Origin of the sequence: Pseudomonas sp. SC3(2021), assembly GCF_019856535.1 — a bacterium.
Lineage (GTDB): Bacteria > Pseudomonadota > Gammaproteobacteria > Pseudomonadales > Pseudomonadaceae > Aquipseudomonas > Aquipseudomonas monsensis.
This window is the reverse complement of the sequence record NZ_CP082236.1, coordinates 5,927,405-5,940,771: the sequence shown is the minus strand read 5'-3', so window position 1 is coordinate 5,940,771 and position 13,367 is coordinate 5,927,405. Positions and strand designations below refer to the sequence as shown.

The 13,367-nt window shown below is 61.1% G+C and carries 10 protein-coding genes; 7 read left to right on the top strand and 3 right to left on the bottom strand.

Annotated elements, in window-relative coordinates; all coding sequences use genetic code 11:
* Window positions 1-294: 294 nt before the first annotated feature.
* From K5Y35_RS26295 to prpD, 6 genes are all read left to right on the top strand, one after another.
* Window positions 295-1,017, top strand: a complete 723-nt coding sequence (locus K5Y35_RS26295; protein ID WP_174377155.1) for a GntR family transcriptional regulator — start codon at window positions 295-297, stop codon at window positions 1,015-1,017.
* Entirely contained in the window at window positions 1,014-1,907 is an 894-nt protein-coding gene (gene prpB, locus K5Y35_RS26290; protein WP_123463664.1) for a methylisocitrate lyase, read from the top strand. The genes K5Y35_RS26295 and prpB overlap by 4 nt, the downstream gene beginning before the upstream one ends.
* Before the next feature lie 146 nt (window positions 1,908-2,053).
* A complete protein-coding gene (prpC, locus tag K5Y35_RS26285; RefSeq protein ID WP_222833341.1) occupies window positions 2,054-3,181 on the top strand; it encodes a 2-methylcitrate synthase in 1,128 nt (375 codons plus the stop codon).
* A 206-nt stretch (window positions 3,182-3,387) separates the two neighbouring features.
* On the top strand, window positions 3,388-5,982 hold the full coding sequence (gene acnD, locus K5Y35_RS26280; RefSeq protein ID WP_123463660.1) for a Fe/S-dependent 2-methylisocitrate dehydratase AcnD: 2,595 nt from the start codon (window positions 3,388-3,390) through the stop codon (window positions 5,980-5,982).
* Between the two features lie 53 nt (window positions 5,983-6,035).
* Window positions 6,036-7,226: a 2-methylaconitate cis-trans isomerase PrpF gene (prpF, locus tag K5Y35_RS26275; protein WP_222833340.1), complete on the top strand. Its 1,191-nt coding sequence runs from the start codon at window positions 6,036-6,038 to the stop codon at window positions 7,224-7,226.
* Between the two features lie 189 nt (window positions 7,227-7,415).
* Window positions 7,416-8,900, top strand: coding sequence for a 2-methylcitrate dehydratase (gene prpD, locus K5Y35_RS26270; RefSeq protein ID WP_222833339.1), 1,485 nt, complete (start codon window positions 7,416-7,418; stop codon window positions 8,898-8,900).
* A 191-nt stretch (window positions 8,901-9,091) separates the two neighbouring features.
* Here the strand turns inward: prpD and K5Y35_RS26265 are convergent, their stop codons facing one another.
* Both K5Y35_RS26265 and K5Y35_RS26260 read right to left on the bottom strand, forming a co-directional pair.
* Window positions 9,092-9,844, bottom strand: coding sequence for an alanyl-tRNA editing protein (locus K5Y35_RS26265; RefSeq protein WP_222833338.1), 753 nt, complete (start codon window positions 9,842-9,844; stop codon window positions 9,092-9,094).
* 33 nt (window positions 9,845-9,877) lie between these two features.
* On the bottom strand, window positions 9,878-10,798 hold the full coding sequence (locus tag K5Y35_RS26260; protein ID WP_222833337.1) for a DMT family transporter: 921 nt from the start codon (window positions 10,796-10,798) through the stop codon (window positions 9,878-9,880).
* Between the two features lie 91 nt (window positions 10,799-10,889).
* On the opposite strand from K5Y35_RS26260, the gene K5Y35_RS26255 reads away from it, so the two are divergent.
* A complete protein-coding gene (locus K5Y35_RS26255) occupies window positions 10,890-12,299 on the top strand; it encodes a PLP-dependent aminotransferase family protein (RefSeq protein ID WP_222833336.1) in 1,410 nt (469 codons plus the stop codon).
* Between the two features lie 104 nt (window positions 12,300-12,403).
* On the opposite strand, the gene K5Y35_RS26250 is transcribed toward K5Y35_RS26255, so the two are convergent.
* Entirely contained in the window at window positions 12,404-13,222 is an 819-nt protein-coding gene (locus K5Y35_RS26250) for a pyruvate, water dikinase regulatory protein (protein ID WP_123463647.1), read from the bottom strand.
* Between the last annotated feature and the right edge of the window lie 145 nt (window positions 13,223-13,367).

Sequence of the window (13,367 nt, the reverse complement as noted above, 5' to 3'; positions counted from 1 at the left end):
GCAGCAGGCTTTCCTGCCTGCGCCAGCACCTTCGTGTGCCTATCAGCTTTTTATGACAAGCCGTACAAATGGCCAGCAAATGCGGGCGGCATTCTAGCACGGTGGTTTTATGGCGCCAGCGCCTGCGGCGGTCTATAACCCTGGGGTTCCTGCTCCCACAGGTGATTGGCTGATCACAAGGACCATTGGCTGTGGTTATTAGACGATTGTCGACAATGTGTATTTATCCTTTGACGGATGCGGGTGAATTGGCTAGTTTTTGCCGAATTGGATTTAAAGGTGTCGACAATCATGCTGGATCAACTCGATCCCCCGGTCATCAGCGGCGACGATTCCGAGACGCTCTCGGAAAACGTCTTCCGACGCATCCAGGCGGCCATCGTCAAGGGTGAGATCGCCCCGGGCAGCAAGATCTCCGAGCCGGAGCTGGCGCGCACCTACGGCATCAGCCGCGGGCCGCTGCGAGAGGCCATTCATCGGCTCGAAGGTCAGCGCCTGCTGGTGCGGGTACCGCACGTCGGCGCACGAGTGGTGTCGCTCAGCCACGCCGAACTGCTCGAACTCTATGAAATACGCGAGTCCCTCGAAGGCATGGCCTGCCGTCTGGCGGCCGAACGCATGAGCGTCGAAGACATCGACGAACTGCGCCGGGTGCTGGAAACCCATGAGCGCGATGCGGCGTTTCAGGCCGGCGTCGGCTACTACCAGCAGGAAGGCGATTTCGACTTCCATTACCGGATCATCCAGGGCAGCGGCAATCGCACCCTGACCCAGATGCTGTGCGGCGAGTTGTACCAACTGGTGCGCATGTACCGTATCCAGTTTTCCACCACGCCGAACCGCCCGCGTCAGGCCTTTGCCGAACACCACCGGATTCTCGATGCCATCGCCGACCGTGACGGCGAGCTCGCGGAATTGTTGATGCGCCGCCACATCGGCGCCTCGAAACGCAACATCGCCCGTCATTACCAGGACGGCGCCGACAATAAGACAGCCACTGAACGAGGTGAGTCATGAGTTCCAAGCAGAACACTCCAGGCCAGCGTTTCCGCGATGCGGTCGCCAGCGAGCATCCCTTGCAAGTGGTCGGCGCGATCAACGCCAACCACGCGCTGCTGGCCAAGCGTGCCGGCTTCAAAGCGATCTACCTGTCCGGTGGCGGCGTCGCTGCAGGTTCGCTCGGTGTGCCGGACCTGGGCATCACCGGCCTGGATGACGTGCTGACCGACGTGCGTCGTATCACCGATGTCTGCGACCTGCCGCTGCTGGTGGATGTGGATACCGGTTTCGGTTCGTCGGCGTTCAACGTGGCACGCACCGTCAAGTCGATGATCAAGTTCGGCGCGGCGGCGATTCACATCGAAGACCAGGTCGGTGCCAAGCGCTGCGGCCACCGTCCGAACAAGGAAATCGTCAGCCAGCAGGAAATGGTCGATCGCATCAAGGCCGCCGTCGATGCCCGTACCGACGACAGCTTCGTGATCATGGCGCGTACCGATGCGCTCGCGGTGGAAGGCCTGGAATCGGCTCTGGATCGCGCCGCTGCGTGCATCGAGGCCGGCGCCGACATGATCTTTCCGGAAGCCATTACCGAACTGGAGATGTACAAACTGTTCGCCAGCCGCGTGAAGGCACCGATCCTCGCCAACATCACCGAGTTCGGCGCGACGCCGCTGTACACCACCGAGCAGCTTGCGGGAGCGGATGTGTCGCTGGTGCTGTACCCGCTGTCGGCGTTCCGCGCGATGAACAAGGCGGCGGAAAACGTCTACACCGCGATCCGCCGCGACGGCACGCAGCAGAATGTCATCGACACCATGCAGACTCGCATGGAGCTTTACGACCGCATCGACTACCACACCTTCGAGCAGAAGCTCGATGCGTTGTTTGCACAAAAGAAAGGCTGACCAAGACCCCTGTGGGAGCGAGCCTGCTCGCGATGGGCGTTAACGATAACGCGGTGTTCCTGATGTGCCGAGGTGTTCCAGCCACCTTCGCGAGCAGGCTCGCTCCTACAAGTTTCCCTACAAATTCAAGAAGATTGGAGACAGCAATGGCCGAAGCAAAAGTACTCAGTGGCGCCGGGCTCCGTGGCCAGGTGGCCGGGCAAACCGCACTGTCCACCGTGGGCCAGGCCGGTGCCGGGCTGACCTATCGCGGCTACGACGTGCGTGAACTGGCGGCAGACGCGCAGTTCGAAGAAGTGGCTTACCTGCTGCTGTACGGAGAGCTGCCGACCCAGGCACAACTTGACGCCTACCAGCAAAAGCTGAGCAAGCTGCGCGACCTGCCGCAAGCACTGAAAGAGGTGCTCGAACGCATTCCCGCCGACGCCCACCCGATGGACGTGATGCGCACCGGTTGCTCGTTCCTCGGCAATATCGAGCCGGAGAAAGACTTCTCCGAACAGCGCGACAAGACCGACCGCCTGCTGGCCGCGTTCCCGGCGATCATGTGCTACTGGTATCGCTTCAGCCACGACGGCAAGCGCATCAACTGCGTCAGCGACGAGCCGAGCATTGGCGGCCACTTCCTGCACCTGCTGCACGACAAGAAGCCAAGTGAACTCCACGTCAAAGTGATGAACGTGTCGCTGATTCTTTACGCCGAACATGAATTCAACGCCTCGACCTTTACCGCGCGGGTGTGCGCGTCGACCCTGTCTGACCTGTATTCCTGCGTCACGGCTGCCATCGGTTCGCTGCGCGGCCCGCTGCACGGCGGCGCCAACGAAGCGGCGATGGAAATGATCGAACGCTTCTCGTCGCCGGAAGAGGCGATCAAGGGCACCCTCGGCATGCTTGAGCGCAAGGACAAGATCATGGGCTTCGGCCACGCGATCTATAAGGACAGCGATCCGCGCAACGAGGTGATCAAGGGCTGGTCGAAAAAACTCGCTGACGAAGTCGGTGACAAGGTGCTGTTCCCGGTCTCCGAAGCCATCGACAAGACCATGTGGGAGCAGAAGAAACTGTTCCCTAACGCCGACTTCTACCATGCCTCGGCGTACCACTTCATGGGCATCCCGACCAAGCTGTTCACGCCGATCTTCGTCTGCTCGCGCCTGACCGGCTGGGCCGCCCACGTGTTCGAACAGCGCGCCAACAACCGCATCATCCGTCCGAGCGCCGAGTACATCGGCGTAGAACAGCGCAAGTTCGTGCCAATCGAACGTCGCTGAATGGTGAGGGCCGAACACTAATCTCGATGTTCACCGAAGACCCTGTGGGAGCTGGCTTGCCAGCGATGACCGAGTCACATCCAACATTGATGTCGACTGACCCACCGCTATCGCTGGCAAGCCAGCTCCCACAGGGTTCAGTGTGAATTTCAAGGTCAGTGTCCGGCCCCACCCTTTGAAACCACCGTGACCCGAGTCCTGACCCGATGAACACAGCATTCCGCAAGAACCTGCCCGGCAGTTCCCTGGATTACTTCGACGTCCGTGCGGCGGTCGAGGCGATTCAGCCCGGCAGCTACGACACCCTGCCGTACACCTCCCGCGTGTTGGCGGAAAACCTCGTGCGTCGCTGCGATCCGGCCACGCTCACCGATTCCCTCAAACAACTGATCGAGCGTAAACGCGACCTCGACTTCCCGTGGTTCCCGGCGCGCGTGGTGTGCCACGACATTCTTGGCCAGACCGCACTGGTCGACCTCGCTGGCCTGCGTGACGCGATCGCCTTGCAGGGCGGTGACCCGGCGCAGGTCAACCCGGTGGTGCCGACGCAATTGATCGTCGACCACTCGCTGGCGGTGGAGGCGGGCGGTTTCGACAAGCAGGCGTTCGAGAAGAACCGCGCCATCGAGGACCGGCGCAACGAAGACCGTTTCCACTTCATCAACTGGACCAAAAAGGCCTTCAAGAACGTCGACGTGATCCCGCCAGGCAACGGCATCATGCACCAGATCAACCTGGAGAAAATGTCCCCGGTGATCCAGGTGCGCGATGGCGTGGCGTTCCCTGACACCTGCGTCGGCACCGACAGCCACACCCCGCACGTCGATGCGCTGGGCGTGATCGCCATCGGCGTCGGCGGCCTCGAAGCCGAAAGCGTGATGCTCGGCCGCGCCTCGTGGATGCGCCTGCCGGAAAGCGTCGGCGTCGAACTGACCGGCAAGCTGCAACCGGGCATCACCGCCACCGACATGGTGCTGGCGCTGACCGAATACCTGCGCAAACAGAAAGTCGTCGGCGCATGGCTGGAGTTCTTCGGCGAAGGTGCGTCGGCGCTGACCCTTGGCGACCGCGCGACCATCTCCAACATGGCCCCGGAATACGGCGCCACCGCGGCGATGTTCTACATCGACCAGCAGACCATCGACTACCTCAAACTCACCGGTCGCGAAGATCAGCAAGTGCAACTGGTCGAGCAGTACGCCAAGCTCAACGGCCTGTGGGCCGACAGCCTGAAAGGCGCGCAATACGAGCGCGGCCTGACGTTCGACCTGTCGTCGGTGGTGCGCAACATGGCCGGCCCGAGCAACCCGCACGCCCGCGTCGCGGTGGCGGATCTGGCGGCCAAAGGCATCTCCGGGCAGTGGGATGACGTGCCGGGGCAAATGCCTGACGGCGCAGTGATCATCGCCGCCATCACCAGTTGCACCAACACCAGCAACCCGCGCAACGTGATTGCCGCCGGCCTGCTGGCGCGCAATGCCAACAAGCTAGGCCTGACCCGCAAGCCGTGGGTCAAATCCTCGCTGGCGCCGGGCTCGAAAACCGTCGCGCTGTACCTCGATGAAGCGGGGCTGACCACGGAGCTGGAGCAACTGGGTTTCGGTGTCGTCGCGTTCGCCTGCACCACTTGCAACGGCATGTCCGGCGCACTCGATCCGGTGATCCAGCAAGAGATCATCGACCGCGATCTTTACGCGACTGCAGTGCTCTCCGGAAACCGTAACTTCGACGGCCGCATTCACCCGTACGCCAAGCAGGCGTTCCTCGCTTCGCCGCCGCTGGTGGTCGCTTACGCCATTGCCGGCACCATCCGTTTCGACATCGAGAAGGACGTGCTGGGCGTGGTCGACGGCAAGCAAATCCGCCTGAAAGACATCTGGCCGAGCGACGAAGAAATCGACGCGGTGGTGAAGTCGTCGGTGAAGCCGGAGCAGTTCCGTCAGGTCTACATTCCGATGTTCGCCATTCACGAAGACACCGGCCCGAAAGTCACGCCGCTGTACGACTGGCGCGAGATGAGCACCTACATCCGCCGTCCGCCGTACTGGGAAGGCGCGCTGGCCGGGGCCCGTCCGCTCAAGGGCATGCGCCCGCTGGCAGTGCTGCCGGACAACATCACCACCGATCACCTGTCGCCCTCCAACGCGATCATGCTCGACAGCGCCGCTGGCGAATACCTGGCGAAAATGGGCCTGCCGGAAGAGGACTTCAACTCCTACGCCACGCACCGGGGTGACCACCTGACTGCGCAACGCGCGACCTTTGCCAACCCGAAACTGTTCAATGAAATGGTCGTGGAAAACGGCAAGGTCAAACAGGGTTCCCTGGCGCGAGTGGAGCCGGAAGGCAAAGTGATGCGCATGTGGGAAGCCATCGAAACCTATATGGAGCGCAAGCAGCCGCTGATCATCATTGCCGGTGCCGATTACGGTCAGGGTTCGTCCCGCGACTGGGCGGCCAAGGGCGTGCGTCTGGCAGGCGTCGAAGCGATCGTCGCCGAAGGTTTCGAGCGCATCCACCGCACCAACCTGGTGGGCATGGGGGTGTTGCCGCTGGAGTTCAAACCCGGCACCGACCGCCACACCCTGGCCATCGACGGCAGCGAAACCTACGACGTGATCGGCGCCCGCACGCCACGCGCCGACCTGACGCTGGTGATCCATCGCAACAACGGCGAGCGTGTAGAAGTGCCGGTGACCTGCCGCCTCGATACCGCTGAAGAAGTGTCGATCTACGAGGCCGGCGGCGTGTTGCAGCGCTTCGCCCAGGACTTCCTCGAAGAGTCGGCGGCTGCCGTTTAAACCAGTTAAGCGACCAAGGGATGATAAGTCCCTTGGTCCTTTGAGGAGCAACCATGGCTCACGCACCACAGATCAAAATCCCCGCCACCTACATGCGCGGCGGTACCAGCAAAGGCGTGTTTTTCAGCCTCAAGGATCTGCCCGAAGCCGCGCAGATTCCCGGCCCGGCCCGCGACGCCTTGCTGCTGCGTGTGATCGGCAGCCCCGACCCGTACGACAAGCAGATCGACGGTATGGGCGGCGCCACCTCGAGCACCAGCAAAACCGTGATCCTGTCGAAAAGCATCAAGGCCGATCACGACGTCGATTACCTGTTCGGTCAGGTGTCCATCGACAAGCCGTTCGTGGACTGGAGCGGCAACTGCGGCAACCTCTCGGCGGCGGTCGGTTCGTTCGCCATCAGCCATGGTCTGGTCGATGCCAGCCGCATTCCGTACAACGGCGTGGCGGTGGTGCGCGTGTGGCAGGCCAACATCGGCAAGACCATCATCGCTCACGTGCCGATCACCTACGGTGAGGTGCAGGAAACCGGTGATTTCGAACTCGACGGCGTGACTTTTCCGGCGGCCGAAGTGCAGGTTGAATTCATGGACCCGGCGGCGGAAGAAGAGGGCGGTGGCGGTTCGATGTTCCCCACCGGCAACCTGGTCGATCAGCTTGAGGTGCCGGGCGTTGGCACGTTCCAGGCGACTATGATCAACGCCGGGATCCCGACGATTTTCGTCAACGCCGAAGACATCGGCTACACCGGCACCGAGCTGCAAAGCGCGATCAACAGCGATCCGAAAGCGCTGCAGATGTTCGAAACCATCCGCGCCTACGGTGCGCTGCGCATGGGCCTGATTTCCAGTCTGGATGAGGCAGCCAAGCGGCAGCACACGCCGAAAGTCGCGTTCGTCGCCAAGCCTGCGGATTACGTTGCGTCCAGTGGCAAGGCGATTGCGGCCGCTGATGTGGATTTGCTGGTGCGTGCGCTGTCGATGGGCAAGTTGCACCACGCGATGATGGGCACGGCGGCGGTGGCGATCGGCACGGCGGCGGCGATTTCCGGGACACTGGTGAATCTCGCAGCGGGTGGCGTTGAACGCAACGCCGTGCGTTTCGGTCATCCGTCCGGGACCCTGCGCGTCGGCGCCGAGGCCAGTCTGGAAAACGGCGAGTGGGTGGTGAAAAAAGCCATCATGAGCCGCAGTGCGCGGGTGCTGATGGAAGGCTACGTGCGCATCCCCGGCGACTCTTTCTGAGCCAACACCGAACACAACTGCGGGAGTGAGCCTGCTCGCGATAGTGGACTGACATTCAACGTCAACGTTGCCTGACACACCGCCATCGCGAGCAGGCTCACTCCTGCAGTGGATTGCATTTCAACCATAAGAAAACAGTTAGCCCTGAACCGAGGTCCCATCAACGAACACTGCCAGAGTGAATCGAACATGAGCGCCAACGTCGACCTGAACAACCGCCCCGACTACGACCGTGTCCTGCAGGACATCGCCGATTACGTCCTCACCTTCAACATCGAGTCTGCCGAAGCCCTCGCCACCGCCCGCAACTGCCTGATGGACACCCTGGGCTGTGGCCTGCTGGCGCTGCGTTTTCCCGAATGCACCAAACACCTTGGCCCGCTCGTCGAAGGCACCGTCGTGCCGTTCGGCGCGCGCGTGCCCGGCACGTCGTATCGCCTCGATCCAGTGAAAGCCGCGTGGGACATCGGCTGCATCGTGCGCTGGCTCGATTACAACGACACCTGGCTCGCGGCCGAATGGGGGCATCCGTCGGACAACCTCGGCGGGATTCTCGCGGTGGCCGATCATTTGTCGCAAAAGCGCGTTGCCAATGGTGAGGCACCGCTGACAATGCGTGACGTGTTCGAAGCGATGATCATGGCCCATGAGATTCAAGGCGTGATCGCCCTGGAAAACGCCTTCAACCGCGTCGGACTCGACCACGTTCTGCTGGTGAAAGTCGCTTCGACCGCCGTCACCGCGAAACTGATGGGTGCCAATCGCGAGCAATTGTTGTCGGCGTTGTCCCATGCCTTCGCCGATGGCCAGGCGCTGCGCACCTATCGCCACGCGCCAAATGCCGGTTCGCGCAAATCCTGGGCGGCAGGGGATGCAACCAGTCGTGGCGTTCGTCTGGCCGACATCGCCCTAAGAGGTGAGATGGGCATTCCCGGGGTGTTGACGGCCAAGCAGTGGGGCTTCTATGACGTGTCGTTCAGCCACACCAATAACGATCTGGCGCTCAAGCCTGAGAACAGGCGCGCCTTCAGTTTCTCGCGACCCTACGGCAGCTATGTCATGGAAAACGTGCTGTTCAAGATCAGCTTCCCCGCCGAGTTCCACGCGCAAACGGCCTGCGAAGCGGCGGTGACATTGCATCCGTTGGTGCGCAACCGCTTGCATGATATCGACCGCATCGTCATCACCACCCACGAGTCGGCGATTCGCATCATTTCTAAGGTCGGGCCGCTGGCCAACGCCGCCGACCGCGATCACTGCCTCCAGTACATGACCGCCGTGCCACTGGCATTCGGCAATCTGGTGGCCGAGCATTACGAGGACGACTTCCACGCCGCGCACCCGATCATCGACGTGCTGCGCGAGAAGATGGTCATCGTCGAAGACCCGCGTTTCACCCGCGAGTATCTGGAGCCCGACAAGCGCTCGATTGCCAACGCGGTACAGGTGTTTTTCAAGGACGGTTCCAGCACCGAGAACGTGGTGGTCGAATATCCGATCGGCCACCGTCGCCGTCGTGCCGAAGGCATTCCGTTACTGGAAGACAAGTTCAAGGCCAACCTGGCAACGCGCTTCACCGGTCAGCGCAGCCACCAGATCTTCGCCCTGTGCAAGGATCAGCCAATGCTCGAAGCCACCCCGGTCAATCGCTTTGTCGATCTGTTTGTGATTTAGGTGCAGCGCCAGAGGTGCCGAGGGCTAAAGGCTGCCCTCGACATCTTCCAGGCTGAACGGCCTGTTGCTTTCGACAGGCCGGGAGGGCGGACGCATCGGGGGTTTAGCCCGCATGCGCTGCTTGCGCGGATTGCATATTTCCAGATGTTACAAGGACGTAAAGACTGTGTCGGTTTTGAGTGAGGAAATTTTCATGCAGGGGATGCCGCGTCATCGGCGGCAAAACGCAGGATCACCCGGCGGTTGTGTTGGCTTTTCTTCTCGATTTTTTCGCAATACACCCGGCCGATTTCGCGGGTATTGAGTACGTGTGTGCCACCACAGGGCTGAACGTCAATGCCCGCCACTTCAATCACCCGCAGATCGCCCTGGATCGCCGCTGGCCGGGTGGTCTTGCTGCCGATCCTTTCCAGCAGCGCAGGATATTCCGCAGCCGGCAGGCTCAGGACGTTGACCGCGCAGGCCTGTGCGATCAGCGCGTTGAGATCGTGGGTGATGCGGTCCTTGTCGAGGGTCATGTCCGGCAGGTCGAAATCCAGCCGGCCCTTGTCGGCGCTGATGCTGCAACCGGTGACCGGCGCATTGATCAGCGCGCCCAGCAGATGCAGGCAAGTGTGCATTTTCATGTGCTGGTAACGCCGCTGCCAGTCGAGGCTGGCGTTGAGCAGGGTGCCGACGCCAAGGTGCGGCGGACATTGCGCCACCTGATGCCAGATGATCGACGGCAGCGCCGGGTCGCGCAGGGTGCCGGTGACATCAATCCGGGTACCGTCCGCGAGGCTGAAGTGGCCGCTGTCTCCCGGCTGCCCGCCACCGCTGGGATAGAACAGCGTATGTTCGAGCACCACAGCCTGATCGACCACAGCGATCACCCGCGCGCTGAAATCGCGCCGATAAGGTTCTGCGTTAAACAGGCTCAGGGTTTCCAGGGTGTGGACCGACATTTGAACCTCCGATGTTCAATGATTGTGGGGGAGTCAGCGTTTAAGCGGCAGCTTGGTGATCGCGAAACCGGCGAGCAGGATTGCCGAGTACAGCATCAGGTCCCGGGAGATCGGCGTGCCTTCGTACCAGGCGCCGATGAGCAGGGCGAACACCGGGAAGATGATGAACACGAACGACAGCAGCACCGGGCTCAGGCGTTTGAGCAGGATGAAATACACGATAAAGCCGCCTACCGACGCCACCAGTCCGAGGTAGAGCAGGGCGCCCCAGGAGCGTGCGCTGATGTCCTTGAAGACCGGTGTTTCCAGGTTTAATCCGACAATCAATAACATCAGTCCGGCGATGCCGATCGGCAGGGTGTTGTAGGTGATCACGCTGATTGCACTGCCGTGTTGCTTGGTCACCACGTAGCACAGCGCATGCAGGATCGCCGCACACAGAATCGCCAGCACGCCGAGCCATTCCGCTTGATCCAGATGCAGGCCCTGGCTGCGAATGATCATGTACAGGCTGGCGAAACCGATGGCGATACCGAGCATTTGTGTCGGGAGGATTTTCTCGCGCAGAAACAGTGAGGAAAACACCAGGATAAACACCGGCATGCAGCTGAACAGCAGCGCGGTCAGGCCCGACGAAACATGCAACTCGCCGTAGTTGAGCAAGTAGTACGGCAGGCTGAAATACGACAGCGTGACAAACAGGAAAAACCAGCGGCTTTGCCGTGGGAACAGCAGCGGCTCCTTGCGCCACACGGCAAAGCTCAGGAACAGCGGAAAGGCAATCAGAAAACGCAGGCCAGCAGCCGTCAGCGGCGGCACACTTTCCACGGCAATCTTGATCCCCAGCCAGGTGGTACCCCAGCTCAGGCAGACGATCAGAAACAGCGTGCAGGTGAACAATCCGGCGAGCCAGGGTTTGCTCGCATTCAATGGCGTGCTGATGACAGTCGACATGCATTGTGCTCCGTAGCAGAGGAATTGACCTCGTGGGTGAAAAGGACTATCCCTGATTGCACCTGTTTTCAGCACGCTATTCGGGGTGACAATGACTGTCAAAATAAGTATTGCCACGGTGTCAATCCTGCGTGACGGTCTCGCCAATGGCGTCGGCGTGAAGTACAAGCGGCTGGCGGATGCGGTGGAACGCGCCATAGCCGAAGGCGTGATCGCCGCCGGCGCGAAATTGCCGCCGCACAGGCTGTTGGCTGACAGCCTGGGTGTGACCATCGGCACCATCAGTCGCGCTTATGGCGAGCTGGAGCGGGTCGGGCGGGTGGTGGCGCGTGTCGGCGATGGCACTTACGTGCGTGAGCGCGGCCTGGAGCGTTTGCGGGACAAGGGGTTTCGCAATGTCAGCGAAGAGCCGCGGGCCTGCTTCGACATGAGTCGGAATCAGCCAATTCCCGGGCAGGAAAGCGCGTTCATGAGTCTGACGCTGCAGGCGTTGGCCAACGATTCGCACAGCTTGCAGCAGTTGACCGGGTACACCGCCGAAAGCGGCTTGCCCCGACATCGGCAGGCGGGGGCGTACTGGCTGAGCCATGGGGCATTTCAGGCGGATGCCAACCAAGTGCTGTGCGTCAACGGTGGTCAGCACGGACTGCTGTGCGCTTTGATGGGTTTGCTCAAGGCCGGTGACACCGTGGTCACCGAGCATCTTTCCTACCCGGGGTTGATCAGCGTCGCACGCCAACTCGGGATCAAACTGATCGGTGTCGCCATGGATGCTGAAGGCTTGTTGCCGTCAGCATTGGAGGACGTCTGCCGACAGCATCGGGTGTCGGCATTGTATTGCACGCCTACCATCCAGAATCCTACGGCGGCGGTGATGTCGGTGCCACGGCGCGAAGCCATTGCCGAAATCTGCCGGCAACACAATCTGCTGATTTTCGAGGACGAGGCGCATGCGCTGCTGGATCGCCAGCGACCGTTGCCCCTGAGTGCGTTTGCTGCAGAACGCTCGGTACTGATCGGGAGCCTGAGCAAAGTAGTTTCGGCCGGGCTGCGTGTCGGTTACCTGCACGCGCCGCACGCGTTGCTCGGGCGATTGAATTCAGCCATTCGCGGGACGTGCTGGATGGCCAATCCGTTGGCAATGGAAGTGGCCTGCCGCTGGATCGAAAGCGGCATTGCCACCCAACTGCTCAACGAACAAATCAGTGAAATCGGCCGGCGCAAGGCGTTGGTCAGCCACGCACTGAGCGACCTGGTGTACCGGACTCACGTCCACAGCCCGCATTTCTGGATTGAAGTGCCTGAGGCATGGCGCGCGTCGCAGATTGCGGCGGAACTGAAGGAGAACAGTTATTTGGTGTCCACCGCCGAGGCGTTTGCCGTCGGGCATGCCGCGGTGCCGCAGTTTATTCGGGCGAGTGTGTGCAATTCGGTGGGGGATGATCGGTTGTTGCTCGGCGGGTTCGAGGCCCTGGCCAGGGCATTGACCGAGACCGTGTAATCGTTCATCGCGGGCAAGCCCGCTCCCACAGGGTTTTGTATTCACAACAAAGCCCTGTGGGAGCGTGGCTTGCCCGCGATGGCGTCTTGTCAGACACGGCAAAACTACTTGAAGCGCCGCTCCACACCTTTCTCCACCAGAATCTTCGCCGAAATCTCTTCCACCGAAAAATGCGTGGAGTTGATGTGCGGAATGTTCTCGCGGCGGAACAGGTTTTCCACTTCGCGCACTTCGAATTCGCACTGGGCGTAGCTCGAATAGCGGCTGTTGGGCTTGCGCTCGTTGCGGATTGCGGTGAGGCGATCCGGGTCGATGGTCAGGCCGAACAGCTTGTGCTGGTGGGCGCGCAGCGCAGACGGCAGGGTCAGGCGCTCCATGTCGTCTTCGGTCAGCGGATAGTTGGCGGCGCGGATGCCGAATTGCATTGCCATGTACAGACACGTCGGCGTCTTACCACAACGCGACACGCCCACTAGTATCAGGTCGGCCTTGTCGTAATAGTGGGTACGCGCGCCGTCGTCATTGTCGAGGGCGAAGTTCACCGCCTCGATGCGCTCCATGTAATTGGAGTTGTGCCCGATCGAATGGGACTTGCCGACGGTGTAGGACGAATGCTCGGTCAGTTCCTGTTCGAGCGGGGCGAGGAAGGTCGAGAAAATGTCGATCATGAAACCATTGGAGGTCGCGAGAATCTCACGAATGTCCTGATTGACGATGGTGTCGAAGATAATCGGCCGAAAGCCGTCGGTTTCAGCGGCTTTGTTGATTTGTTGTACCATGGCCCGCGCTTTGTCCGCGTTGTCGATATACGGCCGCGTGAGCTTGGTGAAGGTAATGTTTTCGAACTGCGCCAGAAGGCTTTGACCCAGGGTTTCGGCGGTAATGCCGGTGCCATCGGAGATAAAGAAAGCAGATCGTTTCATTTGCACCTTAGGCCTTAAGCTAGTCATCAATCTTGGATATGATAGGCGCGATTTGTCGGCCGCCATTGGCCCGCATTCTCACTTATTTTCCAGGTCCAGGCCATACAACCGGCCAACGCTCCCCCGAGCTGCCGGTTTCTGAGCT